19 protein-coding genes are annotated in these 17,701 nt (G+C 40.1%); 5 read left to right on the top strand and 14 right to left on the bottom strand.

Annotation, left to right across the window (positions count from 1 at the left end; all coding sequences use genetic code 11):
• The first annotated feature begins 172 nt into the window (after positions 1-172).
• On the top strand, positions 173-361 hold the full coding sequence (yppF, locus tag AMD01_RS02565) for a YppF family protein (protein WP_053399814.1): 189 nt from the start codon (positions 173-175) through the stop codon (positions 359-361).
• Between the two features lie 126 nt (positions 362-487).
• On the top strand, positions 488-655 hold the full coding sequence (locus AMD01_RS24395) for a hypothetical protein (protein WP_169775921.1): 168 nt from the start codon (positions 488-490) through the stop codon (positions 653-655).
• A gap of 21 nt (positions 656-676) precedes the next feature.
• Here AMD01_RS24395 and AMD01_RS02560 read toward each other — a convergent pair whose 3' ends face one another.
• Both AMD01_RS02560 and AMD01_RS02555 read right to left on the bottom strand, forming a co-directional pair.
• Positions 677-1,051, bottom strand: a complete 375-nt coding sequence (locus AMD01_RS02560; RefSeq protein ID WP_053399813.1) for a YppE family protein — start codon at positions 1,049-1,051, stop codon at positions 677-679.
• Positions 1,052-1,103: 52 nt separating this feature from the next.
• On the bottom strand, positions 1,104-1,355 hold the full coding sequence (locus AMD01_RS02555; protein WP_053399812.1) for a hypothetical protein: 252 nt from the start codon (positions 1,353-1,355) through the stop codon (positions 1,104-1,106).
• 211 nt (positions 1,356-1,566) lie between these two features.
• Between AMD01_RS02555 and AMD01_RS24865 the strand changes: the two genes are divergently transcribed.
• Positions 1,567-1,689: a hypothetical protein gene (locus tag AMD01_RS24865; RefSeq protein ID WP_277933950.1), complete on the top strand. Its 123-nt coding sequence runs from the start codon at positions 1,567-1,569 to the stop codon at positions 1,687-1,689.
• 60 nt (positions 1,690-1,749) lie between these two features.
• On the opposite strand, the gene AMD01_RS02550 is transcribed toward AMD01_RS24865, so the two are convergent.
• The gene (locus tag AMD01_RS02550; protein WP_083446388.1) at positions 1,750-2,646 is read right to left on the bottom strand and encodes a DUF2515 family protein; all 897 of its coding nucleotides are present in this window, start codon (positions 2,644-2,646) and stop codon (positions 1,750-1,752) included.
• A 452-nt stretch (positions 2,647-3,098) separates the two neighbouring features.
• Between AMD01_RS02550 and recU the strand changes: the two genes are divergently transcribed.
• The gene (gene recU, locus AMD01_RS02545) at positions 3,099-3,698 is read left to right on the top strand and encodes a Holliday junction resolvase RecU (RefSeq protein WP_053399810.1); all 600 of its coding nucleotides are present in this window, start codon (positions 3,099-3,101) and stop codon (positions 3,696-3,698) included.
• A 64-nt stretch (positions 3,699-3,762) separates the two neighbouring features.
• Positions 3,763-6,639: a penicillin-binding protein 1A gene (locus AMD01_RS02540; protein ID WP_083446387.1), complete on the top strand. Its 2,877-nt coding sequence runs from the start codon at positions 3,763-3,765 to the stop codon at positions 6,637-6,639.
• Positions 6,640-6,667: 28 nt separating this feature from the next.
• Here the strand turns inward: AMD01_RS02540 and AMD01_RS02535 are convergent, their stop codons facing one another.
• From AMD01_RS02535 to panC, 11 genes are all read right to left on the bottom strand, one after another.
• Entirely contained in the window at positions 6,668-7,189 is a 522-nt protein-coding gene (locus AMD01_RS02535; protein WP_053399809.1) for a YpoC family protein, read from the bottom strand.
• A complete protein-coding gene (gene nth, locus AMD01_RS02530; protein WP_053399808.1) occupies positions 7,186-7,842 on the bottom strand; it encodes an endonuclease III in 657 nt (218 codons plus the stop codon). The genes AMD01_RS02535 and nth overlap by 4 nt, the downstream gene beginning before the upstream one ends.
• 142 nt (positions 7,843-7,984) lie before the next feature.
• The gene (locus AMD01_RS02525; RefSeq protein WP_053399807.1) at positions 7,985-8,689 is read right to left on the bottom strand and encodes a DnaD domain-containing protein; all 705 of its coding nucleotides are present in this window, start codon (positions 8,687-8,689) and stop codon (positions 7,985-7,987) included.
• A 206-nt stretch (positions 8,690-8,895) separates the two neighbouring features.
• Positions 8,896-10,188 carry an asparagine--tRNA ligase gene (asnS, locus tag AMD01_RS02520; RefSeq protein WP_053399806.1) on the bottom strand — a complete coding sequence of 431 codons (1,293 nt, stop codon included), beginning with the start codon at positions 10,186-10,188 and terminating at the stop codon, positions 8,896-8,898.
• Positions 10,189-10,396: 208 nt separating this feature from the next.
• Positions 10,397-11,581: a pyridoxal phosphate-dependent aminotransferase gene (locus tag AMD01_RS02515; protein ID WP_053399805.1), complete on the bottom strand. Its 1,185-nt coding sequence runs from the start codon at positions 11,579-11,581 to the stop codon at positions 10,397-10,399.
• Between the two features lie 180 nt (positions 11,582-11,761).
• On the bottom strand, positions 11,762-12,268 hold the full coding sequence (locus AMD01_RS02510; protein WP_053399804.1) for a cell wall elongation regulator TseB-like domain-containing protein: 507 nt from the start codon (positions 12,266-12,268) through the stop codon (positions 11,762-11,764).
• Between the two features lie 12 nt (positions 12,269-12,280).
• On the bottom strand, positions 12,281-12,451 hold the full coding sequence (locus AMD01_RS23295) for a YpmA family protein (RefSeq protein WP_083446386.1): 171 nt from the start codon (positions 12,449-12,451) through the stop codon (positions 12,281-12,283).
• A 209-nt stretch (positions 12,452-12,660) separates the two neighbouring features.
• Positions 12,661-13,419 (bottom strand): ComEC/Rec2 family competence protein, encoded by a 759-nt coding sequence (locus AMD01_RS02505; protein ID WP_053399803.1) that lies wholly within the window; start codon positions 13,417-13,419, stop codon positions 12,661-12,663.
• A 9-nt stretch (positions 13,420-13,428) separates the two neighbouring features.
• Positions 13,429-16,248: an ATP-dependent DNA helicase DinG gene (gene dinG, locus AMD01_RS02500; protein ID WP_053399802.1), complete on the bottom strand. Its 2,820-nt coding sequence runs from the start codon at positions 16,246-16,248 to the stop codon at positions 13,429-13,431.
• 131 nt (positions 16,249-16,379) lie between these two features.
• Positions 16,380-16,763 carry an aspartate 1-decarboxylase gene (gene panD, locus AMD01_RS02495; protein ID WP_053399801.1) on the bottom strand — a complete coding sequence of 128 codons (384 nt, stop codon included), beginning with the start codon at positions 16,761-16,763 and terminating at the stop codon, positions 16,380-16,382.
• A gap of 91 nt (positions 16,764-16,854) precedes the next feature.
• On the bottom strand, positions 16,855-17,700 hold the full coding sequence (gene panC, locus AMD01_RS02490) for a pantoate--beta-alanine ligase (protein WP_053399800.1): 846 nt from the start codon (positions 17,698-17,700) through the stop codon (positions 16,855-16,857).
• Position 17,701: the final 1 nt, after the last annotated feature.

Below are 17,701 nucleotides of genomic sequence, written 5' to 3'. Positions count from 1 at the left end.
TCCTTTCCTTTTTCAGTCCATTTTACTCCTAGTGTATGAGAAAATAAAAAGAAGGTGTATAAACGCCTACTCAAAAAAGTTGTTGAATTCTGTCGAAAGTTTAAATTTTTGGAATTCGGTCTATTTTTAAAATTCATGTTACGATGGAAAAAAGGTACTAGGAGGGATTGTCATGGAAGTTACAGCACTTCGTGAACACTTTAAAAACCATAAACAGTATGAACCACAGCATAATGAATTACTGGATTTTGCCCAACAAAAGTACTTAAAAGGAGAAATTACGATTACTGAGTACAAGGAACTTTCTCGCGAACTTGAGCATCATGGTGCTCAAAAACCTGATTTTTTATTTGAAAATTAACTTTTTTTGAGAACGGCCCAACCTTTTCCAGCTTTGGCACGTTCTCTTTTTTTATTTCCCAGCCATATTTTCTTCTCGCTTTTCTCATATTATAAGGGTACTTATTCAATCAAAGGAGGAACCCTTATGAGCCGAGGAAAACATTTTAATCACAAAACAAAAGGGCACGACCATCAACTTCCGGAGTCTGGAAAAGCGGTTGAAGCAAAAACACACGAAACGGTTGAATTTGCGATTGAACCCGTAGCAGCTGAAGGAGATCGCCCGGTATCCGTCAAAAAAACGAAAAAATAACGTCAAAAAGGCAATGAACCATTAAATGGACTCATTGCCTTTTTCCTTGTATGTTAAAATGGATTCTAGCACGTATTTATTCGCTTGATACATTTGCTTAAAGCGCTTCACTTTTGTATCGGTATAAAACGATTGTAACACCACATTGTTCAAGTTTTCTTCGGTGGAATCAATTTGATTTGGAGCAATATATTTCGGCTTCTCTTCTTTGATCCACTCTTTGCACAGCTCCTGCCACTCGTCTTTCTTCGGATAAAATTCATCCACGTATGGTTTTACTTCTCCGAAAAAATTAGGTTCGTACCCTTCTTCTTGAAGCCGTTCCTCGAGTCTTCGCAGTGCCTTTTCGTTTTCTTTATGCAAATAGCTTGTTAACGTTTGAATTACATCTGCCATCTGTTCCTTCACCTCTAGATGACAGTGTACCATGAATAAAAGAAATTGAACATTACACGGTGCGAAGCAGCAGACGCTTAGCTTCCCACACATACCCTTCAGGTTCACTCGTTTCGTCTGTCACTTTATTAAGGTCGTACAAACAGTGAGAAATGTGATTTGCTTTCTCCTGAAAATGCTGCTCTGTTGCATATCGATGTTCATTTATTTGAAGTGGAATATGACGTTCAACGGCTTCAATTTGCTGGAATAGATCATCTAATAATGAGAGAACCTCATCTTTCTTCACAAATTTCTTTTTCATCTTGATCCCTCCATGTCCTTCAATTTCACAAATGATTTTGTTTTAAGTATATTCTCTTTTCAAATTCAAACACCTTCGCATCTGACAAAACTAGAACTATTTCGGCAAAGAAAGTGGTTTTCTCTATTCTATAAGAGATTTCGACAGCATTTTTCACTTTCGTGCATGAAAAGAACGGCTATGCAAAAACTAACATCAGGAGGTGTTGAACATGTCAAAACAATCTCAAACAAACCAAAAAAATCAGCAAAATAAAACAACATCACAAGTTGAACCAGGGAGTAAAGGTTTTGTGGACAAGAAGTTAAACGGCCCTAACCGTCCATCTACGTAACCATTAAGCAACAAAATCACACATTAAAAAACCTCAACTTTATCGCGTTGAGGTTTTTCGTTATCTCTTCCTCCACCACTGCTCGGCCAAGATTAACATATGAAGCTCAATCTCTTTTTTCTGATACCAGCTCGTCAAATGGGTTTGTTTCAATACCACTGGAGCCGTCATCCAACGGGTCACTTTCGATTTCCGCACGAGCCATTCATTTGTTTCAGACTGATGATGATGGACAATGGGATACGTTATGCGAAGGATTGGCGTCGTTGGTCTTTTCCATGAGTGAAAATACTGCTCATAATCATGTCTAGATCCCGTATGAGCAGTCTTTTGTGAAAACTTCCAAAATAAAGGATATAGCATAGGATCAAAGAGAAGCTGTGCTAGCTTTTTCCCGAGCTCAATGCGCTTAGATACGTTCCAAAAATGATGAACGGAGCACCCGTATAACTCACCTTCTAGAGTAGGGAAAAGAACCGAACTAAAATGCAACCAGTCTTGAAATTGAAACACAAACGATTTGAATACTTTCTTTTGATAGAAAGGATGTTTCATGACAGGCTTTTGAATGATGTTCTGTTCGTTCACAATTAACGCATGCATCAGCATCTTCTCATTCCTTGTTTCCCAGAACTCCTCCCATTGTTCCTGCATGAACCTAGAAACACCGAAATGTGAAAGAAGATGAAAAAGCGGCGTTTGATGTTGCAGAGATGCTTCATACAATAAAAGCTGCGGATAGGCATCTTGAAAGATAAGCCAATTTGCACGCTCATATGTTTGAAACAGAATGCCTCGTTGTTTCTGGTTAATCGCTTGACTCATCCATTCCCCTTCCAAATCGCACATGTTCCATCCAGCATTTCGAGACACCATACTGGCTAAAAACGACCACTTAATTTCTCGGTGCTTGTTATAGTAGTTTGCATATGCTTCTGTCCGGGAAATATTGTCCATATTAAAGAAAGACGTTTGTTGCTTGATAGATGAAAGTAACCGATCGATAAGTCTTCACATCCTTCTATTGGGTGTGATATACAACATAATGTTGCTATTGAAGTGCCACGTTAGGATTTCTTGCTAAGGAATAGGCGTATATAACTAATTAAAGACCTTCCTCCGCCCTTCTATAGAGGTGAGTTTTATAGATACTATTGCTTTCATTAAAACACCGTATTAGAATAAGCATGGCTTTTGTTTCAAAAGCTATAGGGAGTTGCTTATATTGTTTTCCATTTTGTTTAAAATATGAGAAGAGAGCGGTCATATTTTAAACAATGATGTTGTCTCAGAGCGGTCAGAAAACGGCTCACCGTACGAATGCTATAATTAAATTATCCATAGTCGTCCGTTTTTTGTTATGATATAGTATATGTTTCTGATGCACTTATGAAGGAGGTTGACTGTGGATGATCAGGTATCCTAATGGGAAGGTTTATACACCTGCTTCGCCTAAGGAAAAAGCGCGAACCGTTAAGGAATCAACCTATAGCAACCGTGGAATGACGCTTGAAGAAGATTTGAACGAATCAAATCAATATTATTTATCACATGATATTGCCGTTGTACATAAAAAACCAACTCCCGTTCAAATTGTTAACGTGGATTACCCAAAACGAAGTGCGGCAGTTATCAAAGAAGCCTACTTTAAACAAGCTTCTACAACCGATTACAACGGAGTATATCGAGGGAAATATCTTGATTTTGAAGCAAAGGAAACGAAGAATAAAACCTCTTTTCCGTTGCAAAATTTTCATGAGCATCAAATCCACCATATGAAACAGGTAGTGAAACAACAAGGCATTGCATTTGTCATCCTTATGTTCACTGCTGCAGAAGAAATTTATCTATTAAAAGCTGAAGACTTGTTTCCATATTGGGAAAAAATGAAACAAGACGGACGAAAATCAATTCCCAAAAAAGACGTTGAAGAAAAGGGATTCCTCATTCGATACGGCTTTCATCCACGGATTGATTATATAAAAATAATAGATAAATTGTATTTTTAAGAGTATGATATATATGTTTTGTTTTTATCATTCTCTTATCACTTCTTGAAAGGCAGGAGTATTTATGTCTGAGAATTATACTTCTCGTGAAGAACGAAGAAAGAAATCTACTGAAGGAAAAGGAAAACAAAAACCATCCGGCAGTGGAAAACCTAATAAAAAGAAGCGTGGAGGTATTTTTCGCAAAATCATTGTCGCGATCCTTTTACTCGGTATTATCGGCGTCATTGCAGGAGCAGCAACTTTCTTTGCAATGATTAGTGATGCACCGAAAATTGATGATGCAATGCTGAAAGATCCCCTTTCTTCTAAAATTTATGACAAAAATGGCAACAAGATTGCAGAACTTGGAATTAATAGACGTACATATGCGAATTATGATGAAATTCCTGAATCTGTAAAAAACGCATTTCTTGCGACGGAAGATGCTCGCTTTTACAAGCATCACGGCGTAGACTTCTATCGTCTAGGAGGCGCTGTACTAGCAAACTTTAAAGACGGGTTTGGTTCTGAAGGAGCAAGTACCATTACGCAGCAGGTTGTGAAAAACTCGGTGTTATCACCTGAGAAAACCGTTAAGCGTAAAGTACAAGAAATGTGGCTATCGTTCAAACTGGAGCAAAAGTACTCCAAAAATAAAATTTTGGAAATGTACTTAAACAAAATTTATTTTGCATCAGGCTCTGCACCAGTTTACGGAATTAAAGAAGCCGCCGATCACTTCTATGGCGTGAAAGATTTGAAAGACTTAAAAATTGAGCAAGCGGCAATGCTTGCTGGATTGCCAAAAGCACCAACAACGTATAACCCTTACGTTAACCCAGATCGTGCGAAGAATCGCCGTGATACGGTGTTAATGCTAATGGCGAAACACGGATTTATTTCGAAAGAAGATTCTAAAAAGGCCCAACAGGTGCCGATTACAGAAGGTCTTGTGAAACAAGACAAAACAGAAGACAAGTACACGGTATTTGTAGACCAAGTGATTAAGGAAATCAAAGAAAAAACCGGTGCTGACATTTTCTCAGCTGGTTTAGAAATTCATACAACGCTTGATCCAGATGCACAGGATTATATGGACCGTGCCATGAATACGGATGAGATTGTTCAATACCCGAATAAAGACTTCCAAGTCGGAATGGTGTTATTAGACACAAAAACAGGCGAAGTTCAGGCCATTGGCGGAGGAAGAAATCGCGTAGCCCGCGGGCTCAACTTTGCAACAGACTTCCCTAGACAGCCGGGTTCGACGATCAAACCAATTTTAGACTACGGCCCTGCTGTAGATAAATTAAAGTGGTCTACAGCTGAACCAATTAACGATGAAGAAGGCTATTCGTATACGAACGGTACACCAATTAAAAACTTTGAGGGTGGGTACAAAGGATGGATGACCATCCGTCAGGCTCTAGCAGACTCTCGTAACATCCCAGCTCTTAAAGCATTCCAAGCAGCTGGAGCGGATAAAGCGCGTGAATTTGCAACAGGTCTTGGCATTCCACTTGAAAAAAGCATTCCAGAATCCTACTCTATTGGAGGATTTGAGCATGGGATTACGCCAATGCAACTTGCAGGTGCTTATAGTGCCTTCGGTAACGAAGGGATTTATAACAAACCTCATACTGTGACAAAGGTTGTCTTCCCTGACGGAACAGAGATGGACTTAAGTCCAAAACCAAAAGTAGCGATGAAAGACTATACATCATTCATTTTGACAGAAATGATGCGCTCCGTTGTTGAAGATGGAACAGGTAAAAAGGCCGCAATTGCAGGTCTTCCTGTAGCTGGTAAAACAGGAACAACAAACTTCCCGAAAGAAGTTCGAGATCGCTATGATATTCCTTCTAATGGGGTACCAGATATTTGGTTTGCAGGTTATACCCCTAAATATACGGCAGCTGTTTGGACAGGGTATGAAAAAACAAACAGTAAAAACTATATTTTAAGTCCGACTGAGAAAAACTTCGCAAAAGAAATCTTTAAAAAGGTCGTAGGTCATGTTTCAGAAGGTAAGAAAACGGGTGAGTTTAAGCAGCCTGATAGTGTAGAAAAAGTAGCGATTGAAAAAGATTCGTTCCCTACACGTAAGCCAAGTGCTTATACACCAAAAGATAAAATTGGTTATGAATACTTTGTAAAAGGTACTGAGCCAACAAAAGTATCGAAAAAATTCAAAGCAACTAGTGCAAAAAAACCTCAGGGTCTTTCTGCTAATTATGATTCTGTAACAAATCACATTTACCTAAACTGGTCGTATCCAGATGAGGATATGAGTAAAACATCCTTTGAAGTGAGCGTTTCAGTAGATGGTAGTGGTGCTCAGCAGCTCACAACAACCAATCAGTTAAACGTTGCGCTGCCGAACCCAAACCCAGGATCTCGCTATAAGTTTAAAGTCGTAGCCGTAAACGACGGCGTTCGTAGCGCCCCATCCTATGCAAGTGTAAGCATTCCTGGTGGCGAAGAAGAACAGCCGGCAGAGGATCCGGGTCAAACAGATGAAAATCAAGATCCAGGAACAGATCCAAATGCCCCTGATCCGAATGAAGATCAAGGTAGTGAGGATAACGGGCAGACAAACCCGGGAGACAATAACGGAAACAACGGTCAAGATAACGGCCAGAAACCGGGAGACAATAACGGAAATGGAAACGGAAACGGATCCGGAAATGACAATGGAAACAGCGGCGGTAATAATGGTGGAAATAATGGCGGTAATACAGGTGGAGACAACGGTGGAAATGGTGATACAGGCGGTGGCAATAACCAGCAGCCTACTCAACCAACAAATCCGGGAACAACACCTCCTGGTCAAAGCCAGCCAGGACAGCCAACAACTCCAGGAACAACGCCTCCTGGTCAAGGTCAACCAAGTAATCCAGGCAAAAACCCAGGTAATGGAGACTCAACAGATCAACCTGAAAGTTCTCCAACACCATAAAAAAAATGAACCGTGCGATGCGCACGGTTCATTTTTTTATGTTCATAATTGACTTTTTATAATAGATTTTTTCAATTTCAGTGTACAGTTCTGAAAGCTGACTATAGCTGTGATGCAGATTCGGACGTTGCAGCACGAACGCAAGACGTTCCCACACATTAATTGGTTTATAAGTTAGTGTCGGAATATGCTCATTCAAATGGACAATCCCAGGAACAGGCTGATCATTCATCCAAAATAAAACGCTAATGAAATGTGCGACCCAGCGAGTCATCGGTTCTTTTGCCTCTTTGTTTTTACGCTGTTGAAAAACTTCACCAATCTGGATTTTCTCCTCTTTCCAACGTCGAAACACGATCGGAATATAAAAAGTAGCATCCGTCCAAGGCTTGACTACACCCTCACCTAATTTTTCTTGTATATCATATAGAAAGTAACGATCATGAAGCAGTTCTTCAAAATCTTTTTCCGTGTCGATACGTAAGGATAGATAAAGATCTTGGAAAAAAGGTGCTTGCTGAAAATCTTTTGGGATCATTAATTCGCTCATTTTTTCTCCCTACCCTTCATTCTCTTTTGACCTTCACGGCAAATTTCGAGCAGCGGACAAATGTCGCACTGAGGTGACTGTGCCTTGCAGTGATAGCGACCGAAAAAAATAAGACGATGGTGCGTTACGCTCCACTCTTCTTCTGGCACTTTTCTCATCAACGTTTTTTCTACTTCCGTAACAGAATCCTTCCAGCGGCAAATGCCTAGACGCTTACTGACGCGCTCTACGTGTGTATCAACCGCAATAGCTGGCACACCAAATGCGACTGATGCCACAACGTTGGCCGTTTTTCTACCTACGCCTGCAAGCTTTACTAGCTCTTCCTGTGTTTCAGGTACATTCCCTCCATACACATGAATAAGGTCTTCACAAAGCTTGCGAATGTTTTTGGCTTTGTTTCGATATAAACCAATGGAACGAATATCATGCTGTAGCTCCTCTTCTGTTACTGCCAGGTAATCCTCTGGTACATGATATTTCTTAAATAATTCTGTCGTGACCTTATTGACAAGTGCATCTGTACACTGAGCGGACAGCACAACGGCAATAACTAAATCAAACGGATTACGATGATTTAATTCACAGTGTGCATCTGGAAACATTTCAGCCATTGTATCCAAACAAAATCGAATTTGCTTTAACGTTAACATAACCTTCCCTCACTTTTTCTCAATTTAAACTAAAAAAAGGATCATTCGAAACGGTAGTGATCGTTTCAAATCATCCTTTCAACAACCTAACGAGCAGGTTCTATTGATGTGCAAAGATCTTTCGTTTCGACGACTATCCATCTTATTGCTCAAGCCAATTAAAAAACGGAATCGCATTGCTGCGCTGTGGTTGACTGACTGCTTGCTTTTTCGTTTGCTGATGCTGACGAAAGCGCTGGCCATGATTTCTTGCTTGTTCAATCGTTTTGACGCCATTTTTCTTCCATTCAAATAAAATACGATCGATATAGCGGAAGTTCAGTTTTCCTGACATCACCGCTTCTCTAAGAGCAGCTTTAATAATTACAGAATCATGATAATCTTGGTCCTGCCACATCGCGAGCGTTTCACATTCAAACGGTGAAAGAGGACGTCCAAATTCTTTTTCAAACATCGTGTATAAATTTGCTTCCTCTTCTTCTTGCTCAATTTGCTTATGCTTTTTATTTTCGTCAAAAAGCAAGGAAACAAGCTTATACCAAAGCGGCTGAAGCGTATAAAATTCAGCAATCATTGAAGAAGGGTCCTGCTTTTGTTCAATGCCAATAAATCCTTCTTTCAGTAACTTTCTTAACACTTCCATGCATTTAGCAGCCGAGATGCTCATCTTTTTAGACATTTCCTCAGGAGTTAAAAAATCATTTCCTCCCTCAATTGCTACATGGATGTGCAAGATCATCATAAACTCTTGTTCATTTAATCCTAATTCAGCATAATGATTCATGAGAAGCTTCGGAATTGCGACGCTTCCTTCTGATAACCACTCTGCCATTTTGTTTTTTTCCATTCTGAACACCTCAATTGTAAGTATACCATGAAGTCCTTCTTCATTTAAAAAGTGTGGGGATAAATTTTTTTGAATGCGACTGAATCTTTTTCATTATGCCCTAAAAAATAAGATGAACCGCCATGCTATCCATTTTGATTGGACGTTCACGACGGTTCATATGACAGTGATGACACATCACTTTTTAATGAGTAGATGTTTATAGATTAAGGATATAAACGGTTTAATAGACGTGGGAATGGAATTGTTTCACGTACGTGTTCAACGCCGCTAATCCATGCCACTGTGCGCTCTAAACCTAGTCCAAATCCAGAATGAGGTACAGAACCGTATTTACGAAGTTCTAAATACCACTTGTATGTTTCAGGATCTAATTCATGTTCCTTCACGCGTTTTTGCAATAAGTCGTTATCATGAATACGCTCTGATCCACCGATAATTTCACCGTAACCTTCTGGCGCAATTAAATCTGCACATAATACAACATCTTCACGATTTGGATCTGGTTGCATATAGAAAGGTTTTAGAGATGTTGGATAGTGTGTAATAAATACCGGCTTGTCATAGCTTTCAGCGATTGCCGTTTCGTGCGGTGCACCGAAATCATCACCCCACTGAATATCGTCAAATCCTTTTTCATGTAAGAACTTCAGTGCATCGTCATACGTAATACGCGGGAATGGTGCTTTAATATTTTCTAATTTAGAAAGATCGCGACCAAGCGTATTTAATTCTAATGAACAATTTTTAAGCACAGATTGAACCACATGTGATACGTAATTTTCTTGAACTTGTAGGTTATCTTCAAATTCACAGAACGCCATTTCCGGTTCGATCATCCAAAACTCAATCAAGTGACGACGAGTTTTCGATTTTTCAGCACGGAATGTTGGACCGAATGAGAACACTTTTCCAAGCGCCATTGCAGCTGCTTCCATGTAAAGCTGACCGCTTTGAGAAAGATAAGCATCTTCATCAAAATATTTTGTATGGAATAGTTCCGTTGTTCCTTCAGGAGCACTTCCTGTTAGAATTGGCGGATCAATTTTTGTAAATCCATTCTCATTGAAAAATTCATATGTCGCACGAATAATTTCGTTACGAACTTTCATTACCGCATGCTGACGCTTTGAACGCAACCAAAGATGACGATGATCCATTAAGAACTCTGTGCCATGCTCTTTTGGTGTGATCGGGTAATCAACCGCTGCATGAATTAACTCGACGTTTGTTACCGTTAATTCATAACCAAACGGTGAACGCTCGTCCTCACGTACAACACCTGTTACATATAAAGAAGACTCTTGCGTTGTGGACTTCGCAAGTTGAAATACGTCTTCTCCTACTTCTGCTTTAACAACAACGCCTTGCATAAAGCCCGTACCATCACGAAGCTGTAAGAAAGCAATTTTTCCACTTGAACGTTTATTTGCAAGCCAAGCACCAATGGTTACTTCTTCGCCCACGTGCTTGTTTACTTCTGAAATCGTAATCTTCACGATATAAACCCCTCCAAGAACTTACAGTACAAATAGTATGTATAATCCCTATCATTATACAATTCGACACACATAATAACAAGGGGTGACCTTCAAAAGGAAACATCCCCCTGTATTTTCTTTATGAACGCAAGCTTGACACTCGACTCATACAGTCATTGAAAAAAGGTAAGACACCCTTTTCAAAAGAATGTCTTACCTCTGCTATTTATTTCATGTGGCGATTCATAAACTGTTCAATGCGCTCAATCGCTTTTTCGACTAAATCAAGAGACGTCGCATAAGATAATCGTACATTATCAGGTGCTCCGAATCCTGATCCAGGCACAAGCGCTACCTTTTCTTCTTCTAAAATAGCTTCTACCCAGTCGTCTACAGTTGAGAAACCTGTCATCTTCACTGCTTCTGACACGTTCGGGAATAAGTAAAACGCCCCCTGTGGTTTCACACAGCTGAATCCTGGAAGCTGAACAAGCTTCTTATAAATAATCGTCAGACGTTCTTCAAACGCAGTGCGCATCATTTCAACAGGCTCTTGACTTCCTTCATATGCAGCGATTGTCCCGTACTGTGCGATCGACGTTGGATTTGATGTACTGTGGCTCGCAAGGTTTGTCATTGCTTTAATAATGTCTACATTTCCTGCTGCATATCCAATGCGCCACCCTGTCATTGAATGTGATTTGGATACCCCATTAATGATGATCGTTTGCTCTTTTAATTCAGGAGATAGCTCCGCGATAGACGTATGCGTTGCACCATCATACACAAGCTTTTCGTAAATTTCGTCAGACACAATCAGAACGTCATGCTTCAAGCAAACTTCGCCTAACGCTTTTAACTCTCCAGCGCTGTAAATAACCCCCGTTGGATTGCTAGGTGAGTTAATAATAACTGCTTTTGTACGCTCTGTAATGGACGATTCTAGCTGCTCAGGCGTAATTTTAAAGTGATTCTGTTCTTTTCCTTCCACATATACAGGCGTTCCTTCCGCAAGTTTTACTTGCTCCGGATAGCTTACCCAATATGGTGTTGGGATAATGACTTCGTCTCCTTCATCTAAAAGCACTTGAAACAATGTATAGAGCGCATGCTTTGCACCGGAACATACAATAACTTGATTTGCCGCATACTGAATGTGCTGATCTTGTTCAAACTTTTTAATAATTGCTTCTTTTAAAGTAGCAAGCCCTCCAGCAGGCGTATACTTTGTATGTCCTTCTTTCATCGCAGCTTCAGCTGCCTCAATAATATGTTCAGGCGTATTAAAATCAGGCTCTCCAGCACCTAGACCAATCACATCATGACCTGCTGCTTTTAATTCTTTCGCTTTTGCGGTGATCGCAAGAGTTGAAGATGGTGTTAGTGCTGATACTCGTTTGGCTAGTTTCAACGAAATCTCCCCCTACAATTAAAAGTAAGTATTGTTCGAATTTATTCTTCTAGTCTTCGTGAACGCTCACAAAATGAAACGCCCCCGAAATCCAGCTGAACACGCTTTTGCTCACAGCATATGTTTAATCATTCACAATATCTTGCACGTTTTCTCTATGTTCTCACCTGAATTCGAGAATTAAGATTGATACAAGCGATAAAGCTTCGTGAACTTTCCAGTTTCAAACGCAACGTAGTAATATGTAAAGCGATTCTCAGAATCGACATACGTCACTTCCCATGCCGGATACTCTTTGTTTGTTTGATCGTCTTTTGTAACCCCTAAACGGATGGATTTAATCTCTTCAGGGTTTTTATCCGCTTGAACTTTTTCTTTTACTTCTTTTTTCGTAATGCCTTGACTCACTTTTTTTACTATCATATCATGTTTTTTCTGATTTTTCGGCATCCATACGATAACTTTCTCGTTTTTCTTTGTTTTACCGCGCCCTACGTAGTACGTCTCATCACCATAGTACGTAGTTATACTACTAACGCTTTTTAAGTTTGCTTTCTCCTTTACCGTCTTTTCCATTTTGCTTTCGACCTTTTCCTGGGTCTTGAACGTGTGGTTGTATACGGAGACGGATTGCCAAATAAGAAAAATAAGTAACAGAGCAACTACACTAATAATCCATTTTTTCATGATAATACCTTCTTACGTACGATAGATTGTAAATACGGCTGTATTTTGGTCTTCTTCATCTAGTGCGAGGCCAAACATAAGATCTTTCTTTTTTAACGTTCGGTTTAAGCTGTCGACGATCTTATATAAATCCTCTGAATGCTGAATACGGACAGTTGATAAAACTTCAATTTTACTTTCCATGTTATTTCCTCCCTTTACATCACAAAATTGTTAATCATATTTGTACATTTGACGGTCACAATAAAAGTACAAAGCAACACCTACAAATGATTTCAACCATTATTATAACAGTGAAGAAACGTTTGTCGAAAAATATTTTTAACTTTTAACTATAAACCCTTTCGAGTCCACACCACCATTTTTTGCAGCTGTTTTCCAGCTGCCTTTTTTTATTTTGGGAGTGTAATGAGCTGATACGTATCCTCCTTCAATTTAACCGCAACGCTTACATAAGCTAGCTGATAGACGTCAATCCAGTGTTCGCTCAATTGCTCAAGAAGCTCGGCATTCGGTTGACTCTGCCTTTGATGAAAAATAATGGCCGCATGTGGGTCTGTCATTTTGAGAAAAGGCTCTCCAAGCGGTTTTTCACCGAAGTGCGGCACTTTTATAATACTTACCTTCTGCAAAGGCTGTTGCAGATTCTCGTCACTTGGATCTGTAGACATATATAAAAGCTTGATCTGTCCGAATTGAATGAGTAAATTAACCCCATCGCTGCTTTTTTTTACTATTTGAAGATGAAGCTTTGTTGAAAGAGGAAGTGACTGCTGATCTTTAAGCAACGTCACTCCGTCTTTTGGTACTGTTCTGTACACCTGTTCTGGATGAAGCCTTTTACAAAAGTACGATATGTTTGCATTATAGGGGGATTCCTCCTTTGTCACAATGATCGCATCGACTCGGTTAACATCCATCGCGCGGAGATGAGAGTAAAGTTCCCTACTACTCCCTTCTCCGCCTGTATTCACTAAAATGGCTTTCCCAAATCCATCTTGTAGTAACGTTGCTTCCCCATTTTTTAAGTGAAAAAACGTAATTAGCGCTTCTTTCTGATTTAGTTGTACGTTAATATCCTGTAAGGATGCTGCGTTTCCTACGTTTGTTATGGAAAGAAGAAGTAAAAGCACGAACAGTACCCGTTTCATGTTATCGCCTCATTCTGAGATTGTCGTCCAAAAGTTCTCCAAATCACCTAATAGCATATGAAAAGGCTTCTCGTACACTGGAACCGTTGGTAGAGACTGCAAGAAAAACTTTCCGTAGTCCGCTTGTGTAATACGTCTATCAAAAATGTACACGACCCCACGATCTGTTGTACTTCGAATTAAACGTCCAAATCCTTGTTTAAATCTTAGAACAGCCTGAGGCAACGAGTAGTCCATAAAAGGGCTTTTCCCTTCAGCTTTTATTTTTTCAAGCTTTGCTGCTACAATAGGCTGATCTGGCGGTGCAAAAGGTAACCGTACGATTACAAGGCATGAAAGCTTTTCACCTGGAATATCAATTCCTTCCCAAAAGCTGCTCGTTCCTAGAAGAATGGATTTATCAAACTGCATGAAATCCTTCATCAATCTGTTTCGATTTCGTGTTGTAACGCCCTGTGCTAACAACACAAATTCGTCTAATTGATTAAATTCTTTTACATACTGATACGTCTTTTTGAGCATTTCATACGACGTGAAAAGCATGAGCATTCGTCCATTTGTCACGGAAGCAATATCAATAATATTCTCCGCTAAAATCATGCTATATTCGTCTAGCGTCACTTCTTTAATAGACGGCATGTCTTCTGGAATAAATACTTTTGCCTGCAGATCGTAGCGGAAAGGTGATGGCACAGACAGTGTTAATGGATCAAATTCGCTCAGTCCTAATTCCCTCATAATATACGTAAACGTCTGATTCGCTGTAAGCGTCGCAGACGTGAGTACAACGCTTTTCTTTTCTCTAAAGAAGTTTTCTGCAAGTTCCGTTGCTACATCTACGGGCTGGCTATAAAGATACGTCGCATTTGCTGCCCCTCTTGGTTCAATTTCCATCCATGTGACAGCATTATCATGAGACTGCGCTAACAGAAAATGAAGCTTCTCTCGTATGCTCTTTAGCTCTGTGCACAACCCTAAAAATTCATTCAGCTGATGTAATTCTTGCTTGCTTAACAACTGTGGAGTCTCTTCATTAATTAACAGTTGTTCATCAATGATTTGTAAAACATCATGGAGTAGAAAGCGAACTCGTGACCCTGTTTCCTCAATTACAGACCAGTGTCGGCCTGCTTCATTCCCCACTTGATAGCGGTAGCTAATGCGCCCTCCGTCTGGAGACTCCTCGCTCACCTTTCCTTTCACATAGGAATGAATGAGACGAAACGCATCGTCCACCTCAACTCGAACATCGTTTAGTAACTTGTGAAGGTTTTTTACTACGCTTCGCCCAGGGAGCGCTATTTTTTGAAGAACATCACTTGCTTTTGACAATAAGCTGTCTTCTTTTTCTAACGTCCCGATTCTTGTCAGAACGTTGTGAATTGAAAAGTAATCGATTTGCACGCCTAGCTCTTCGCTAGCTGTACTTTCCAAATGATGAGCCTCATCGACAACCACTCGATCATACGGTGGCAGTAGTGAATTTTTATGTTGGATATCCATTAAAAGCAACCTATGATTCGTAATGACAACGTCTGCCTGATTAGCCTTTTCACGTGCTCTCTGGTAGAACGAATAGCTTCGCCACGGTTCACGAAGATCCAAAGAAGAAGGATTAGCCTCACTCATTTGACTCCATACGAGCTTCCCTCCAGATGGAAGATTCACTTCTTCAATATCACCTGTCTCCGTTTCCGTTAGCCATACTAAAATAGCGGCTTTCGTTAAAATGGAGTCGTAATTATTATCTGTTTCTTTTAGTAGATTTATGAACTTACGAATGTTCAAATATTGATTCCGACCCTTCAATACAACCATTGAAAAAGAAGGAAATAGCTTATGTAAAATGGGAAGATCCCGGTCAATCAGCTGATGCTGCAGCGTAATCGTATGTGTTGAAATGACGATGCGTTCGCCGTGAGTAAGGGCATAATAAAGCGCCGGCATTAAATAAGCAAACGTCTTTCCGACGCCCGTGCCTGCTTCAATTAGCGCGTGTTTCTGATTTGAGAACGCCTCATATACTTTCTCAATCATTTCCCACTGTGCGTTTCGTCTTTCGTACGTCGGAAACACAGTCGGAAGCTGTTGCTCTTTTTCCGTCATAAAATCCTGGAAGGACATCGTTATTTCTTCACGTGTTGGCTGAAAATCTGGCTGTTTTTTTAGCGCCACTCCGTTCAACCATAAAAATCGTCCGTCCTCTTCTTCTAGATGCTGCTCTTTTTCATACAACAAGTCTTGTATAAGTTCACTTATTTCGCTTTTCAAATGCAGACATAATTGTTCAAGCTGACGCAATGTTGCAAGCGGTAAATCTCGCATCTTCCCAATGAACGACAGCAAAATATGAGCGGTCACCTCAGCATCACTATCTGCTTGATGAGGGTTGCTGTGCTCAATATCCAAATAATCAGCTAATTGATTTAGCTTGTAACCATCTACCGTTGGTAAAAGTATTCTAGCTAGCTCGACGGTATCTAACGTGGAGTTGTACAGCATTCCATATCCACATCTCGTTAATTCCTCCTGAAGAAACGAGAAATCAAATGCTACGTTATGAGCGACAAAATACGCATCACGCAATAGATCTAAAATTCTAGGAGCTATTTCCTCAAATGATGGGGCATCAATGACCATATCATCTGTAATATTTGTTAGTTGTTCGATAAAAGGCGGAATATTCATATACGGATTCACGAAGCTTGAGAATTGATCCACCATTACTCCATTCTCAATTACTACCGCCGCAAACTGAATAATTCGATCGCCTTGTCTTGGTGAATGGCCAGTTGTTTCTAAATCAATGACCACAAACCTGTTGCTCATAGTTAACACCTCATTTCCATCCTTCTTAGTATAATGCACATATCGTCAAATTAAAAAGGATTAAAGCAACTCTACTAATAAAAATTATCAGCAGATGCTTTAATCCTTCTACAAAATCCTATTTTATGTCATTACAAGATCGTATGAGCAGGCTCTTGCTTTAGTAGCTGTGTAATTTGATTATGTTCATCCATAATCGCAACAGTTGGATGATGACTAGCGATTTTTTCTTCCGGTACAAGCGTATACGAAATAATGATCACAATATCGTCCGGTTGCACAAGACGTGCAGCAGCACCGTTTAAACAAATAACGCCGCTCCCCCGTTGACCCGGAATCACATATGTTTCTAAGCGTGCACCGTTATTATTGTTAACAATCTGAACTTTCTCATTAGCTACAATTCCTACGGCATCAATAATATCTTCATCAATTGTAATGCTACCTACATAATTTAAATTAGCTTCCGTGACACGAGCACGGTGAATTTTTGCATTCATCATCGTACGAAACATACTTACGTCCCCCATTATAGTAGTTTGACTAAACATTTCTTCCGTTACATGTGCTTCATAGAGTTAAGTGAACTTTATGAAGCACATACAGTTAAATTTCCATCGTTAGATTATCAATTAAACGTGCTTTTGAGAATTTGACTGCAACCGCGATAATGATGCGGCCTTTAAGCATTTGAATGGGCTCTAATTCCGGGTAAGAATAGATCTCCACGTAATCAATGACGCCGTCCGTTTTTTCTTCAATCTGAGAAACAATCTCTTCATAAAGAACGGACGTATTTCTCTCCCCTTGTTCAATGCGTGCTTTTGCAGCTTGTAGCGCCTCGTTGATCGCAGGTGCCTGTGCTCGTTCAACTTCTGTTAAGTATACGTTGCGCGAGCTTTTGGCCAAGCCGTCTTCTTCTCTAACCGTCGGAACTCCTATTAGTTCAATAGGGAAACGGAAGTCGGAAATAAGGCCTTCTACTACGGCTACTTGCTGAGCATCCTTCATACCGAAGTAAGCACGGTCAGGTGTTACGATATTAAACAGCTTTGTTAGAACAGTCGCCACACCGTCAAAATGACCTGGACGTGATTTCCCACAAAGAACGTCAACACGCTTCGTCACTTGAATCGTGATTGACGGCTCGTTTGGATACATTTCGTTCACGTCTGGATAAAAAATATAATCTACTCCCGCTTCTTTTGCTACGTTTTGGTCGCGTTCAAAATCGCGCGGATATGCGTCTAAATCTTCGTTCGGTCCGAACTGTGTTGGATTGACAAAAATGCTGAGAACTACGACATCGTTTTGTTCACGGGCTTTGTTAAGCAAGGACTGATGACCTTCATGAAGATAGCCCATCGTTGGAACAAAACCAATCGTTTTCCCCTCATAGCGCTCTTGTTTGATCGTCTGCTGTAATTCGTGGATATGCATAATCGTCTTCAAG

This window comes from Priestia koreensis (assembly GCF_001274935.1).
GTDB classification, from domain to species: Bacteria; Bacillota; Bacilli; order Bacillales; family Bacillaceae_H; genus Bacillus_AG; species Bacillus_AG koreensis.
The sequence above is the reverse complement of the archived record's forward strand: the minus strand, read 5'-3'. Positions and strand labels throughout refer to the sequence as shown.

Excerpts from the sequence above, each read along its gene's own strand:
- yppF (WP_053399814.1), top strand. The coding sequence starts at position 173 with ATGGAAGTTACAGCACTTCGTGAACACTTTAAAAACCATAAACAGTAT.
- AMD01_RS24395 (WP_169775921.1), top strand. The coding sequence starts at position 488 with ATGAGCCGAGGAAAACATTTTAATCACAAAACAAAAGGGCACGACCAT.
- AMD01_RS02560 (WP_053399813.1), bottom strand. The coding sequence starts at position 1,051 with ATGGCAGATGTAATTCAAACGTTAACAAGCTATTTGCATAAAGAAAAC.
- AMD01_RS02555 (WP_053399812.1), bottom strand. The coding sequence starts at position 1,355 with ATGAAAAAGAAATTTGTGAAGAAAGATGAGGTTCTCTCATTATTAGAT.
- AMD01_RS24865 (WP_277933950.1), top strand. The coding sequence starts at position 1,567 with ATGTCAAAACAATCTCAAACAAACCAAAAAAATCAGCAAAATAAAACA.
- AMD01_RS02550 (WP_083446388.1), bottom strand. The coding sequence starts at position 2,646 with ATGGACAATATTTCCCGGACAGAAGCATATGCAAACTACTATAACAAG.
- recU (WP_053399810.1), top strand. The coding sequence starts at position 3,099 with ATGATCAGGTATCCTAATGGGAAGGTTTATACACCTGCTTCGCCTAAG.
- AMD01_RS02540 (WP_083446387.1), top strand. The coding sequence starts at position 3,763 with ATGTCTGAGAATTATACTTCTCGTGAAGAACGAAGAAAGAAATCTACT.
- AMD01_RS02535 (WP_053399809.1), bottom strand. The coding sequence starts at position 7,189 with ATGAGCGAATTAATGATCCCAAAAGATTTTCAGCAAGCACCTTTTTTC.
- nth (WP_053399808.1), bottom strand. The coding sequence starts at position 7,842 with ATGTTAACGTTAAAGCAAATTCGATTTTGTTTGGATACAATGGCTGAA.
- AMD01_RS02525 (WP_053399807.1), bottom strand. The coding sequence starts at position 8,689 with ATGGAAAAAAACAAAATGGCAGAGTGGTTATCAGAAGGAAGCGTCGCA.
- AMD01_RS02510 (WP_053399804.1), bottom strand. The coding sequence starts at position 12,268 with ATGAAAAAATGGATTATTAGTGTAGTTGCTCTGTTACTTATTTTTCTT.
- AMD01_RS23295 (WP_083446386.1), bottom strand. The coding sequence starts at position 12,451 with ATGGAAAGTAAAATTGAAGTTTTATCAACTGTCCGTATTCAGCATTCA.
- AMD01_RS02505 (WP_053399803.1), bottom strand. The coding sequence starts at position 13,419 with ATGAAACGGGTACTGTTCGTGCTTTTACTTCTTCTTTCCATAACAAAC.
- dinG (WP_053399802.1), bottom strand. The coding sequence starts at position 16,248 with ATGAGCAACAGGTTTGTGGTCATTGATTTAGAAACAACTGGCCATTCA.
- panD (WP_053399801.1), bottom strand. The coding sequence starts at position 16,763 with ATGTTTCGTACGATGATGAATGCAAAAATTCACCGTGCTCGTGTCACG.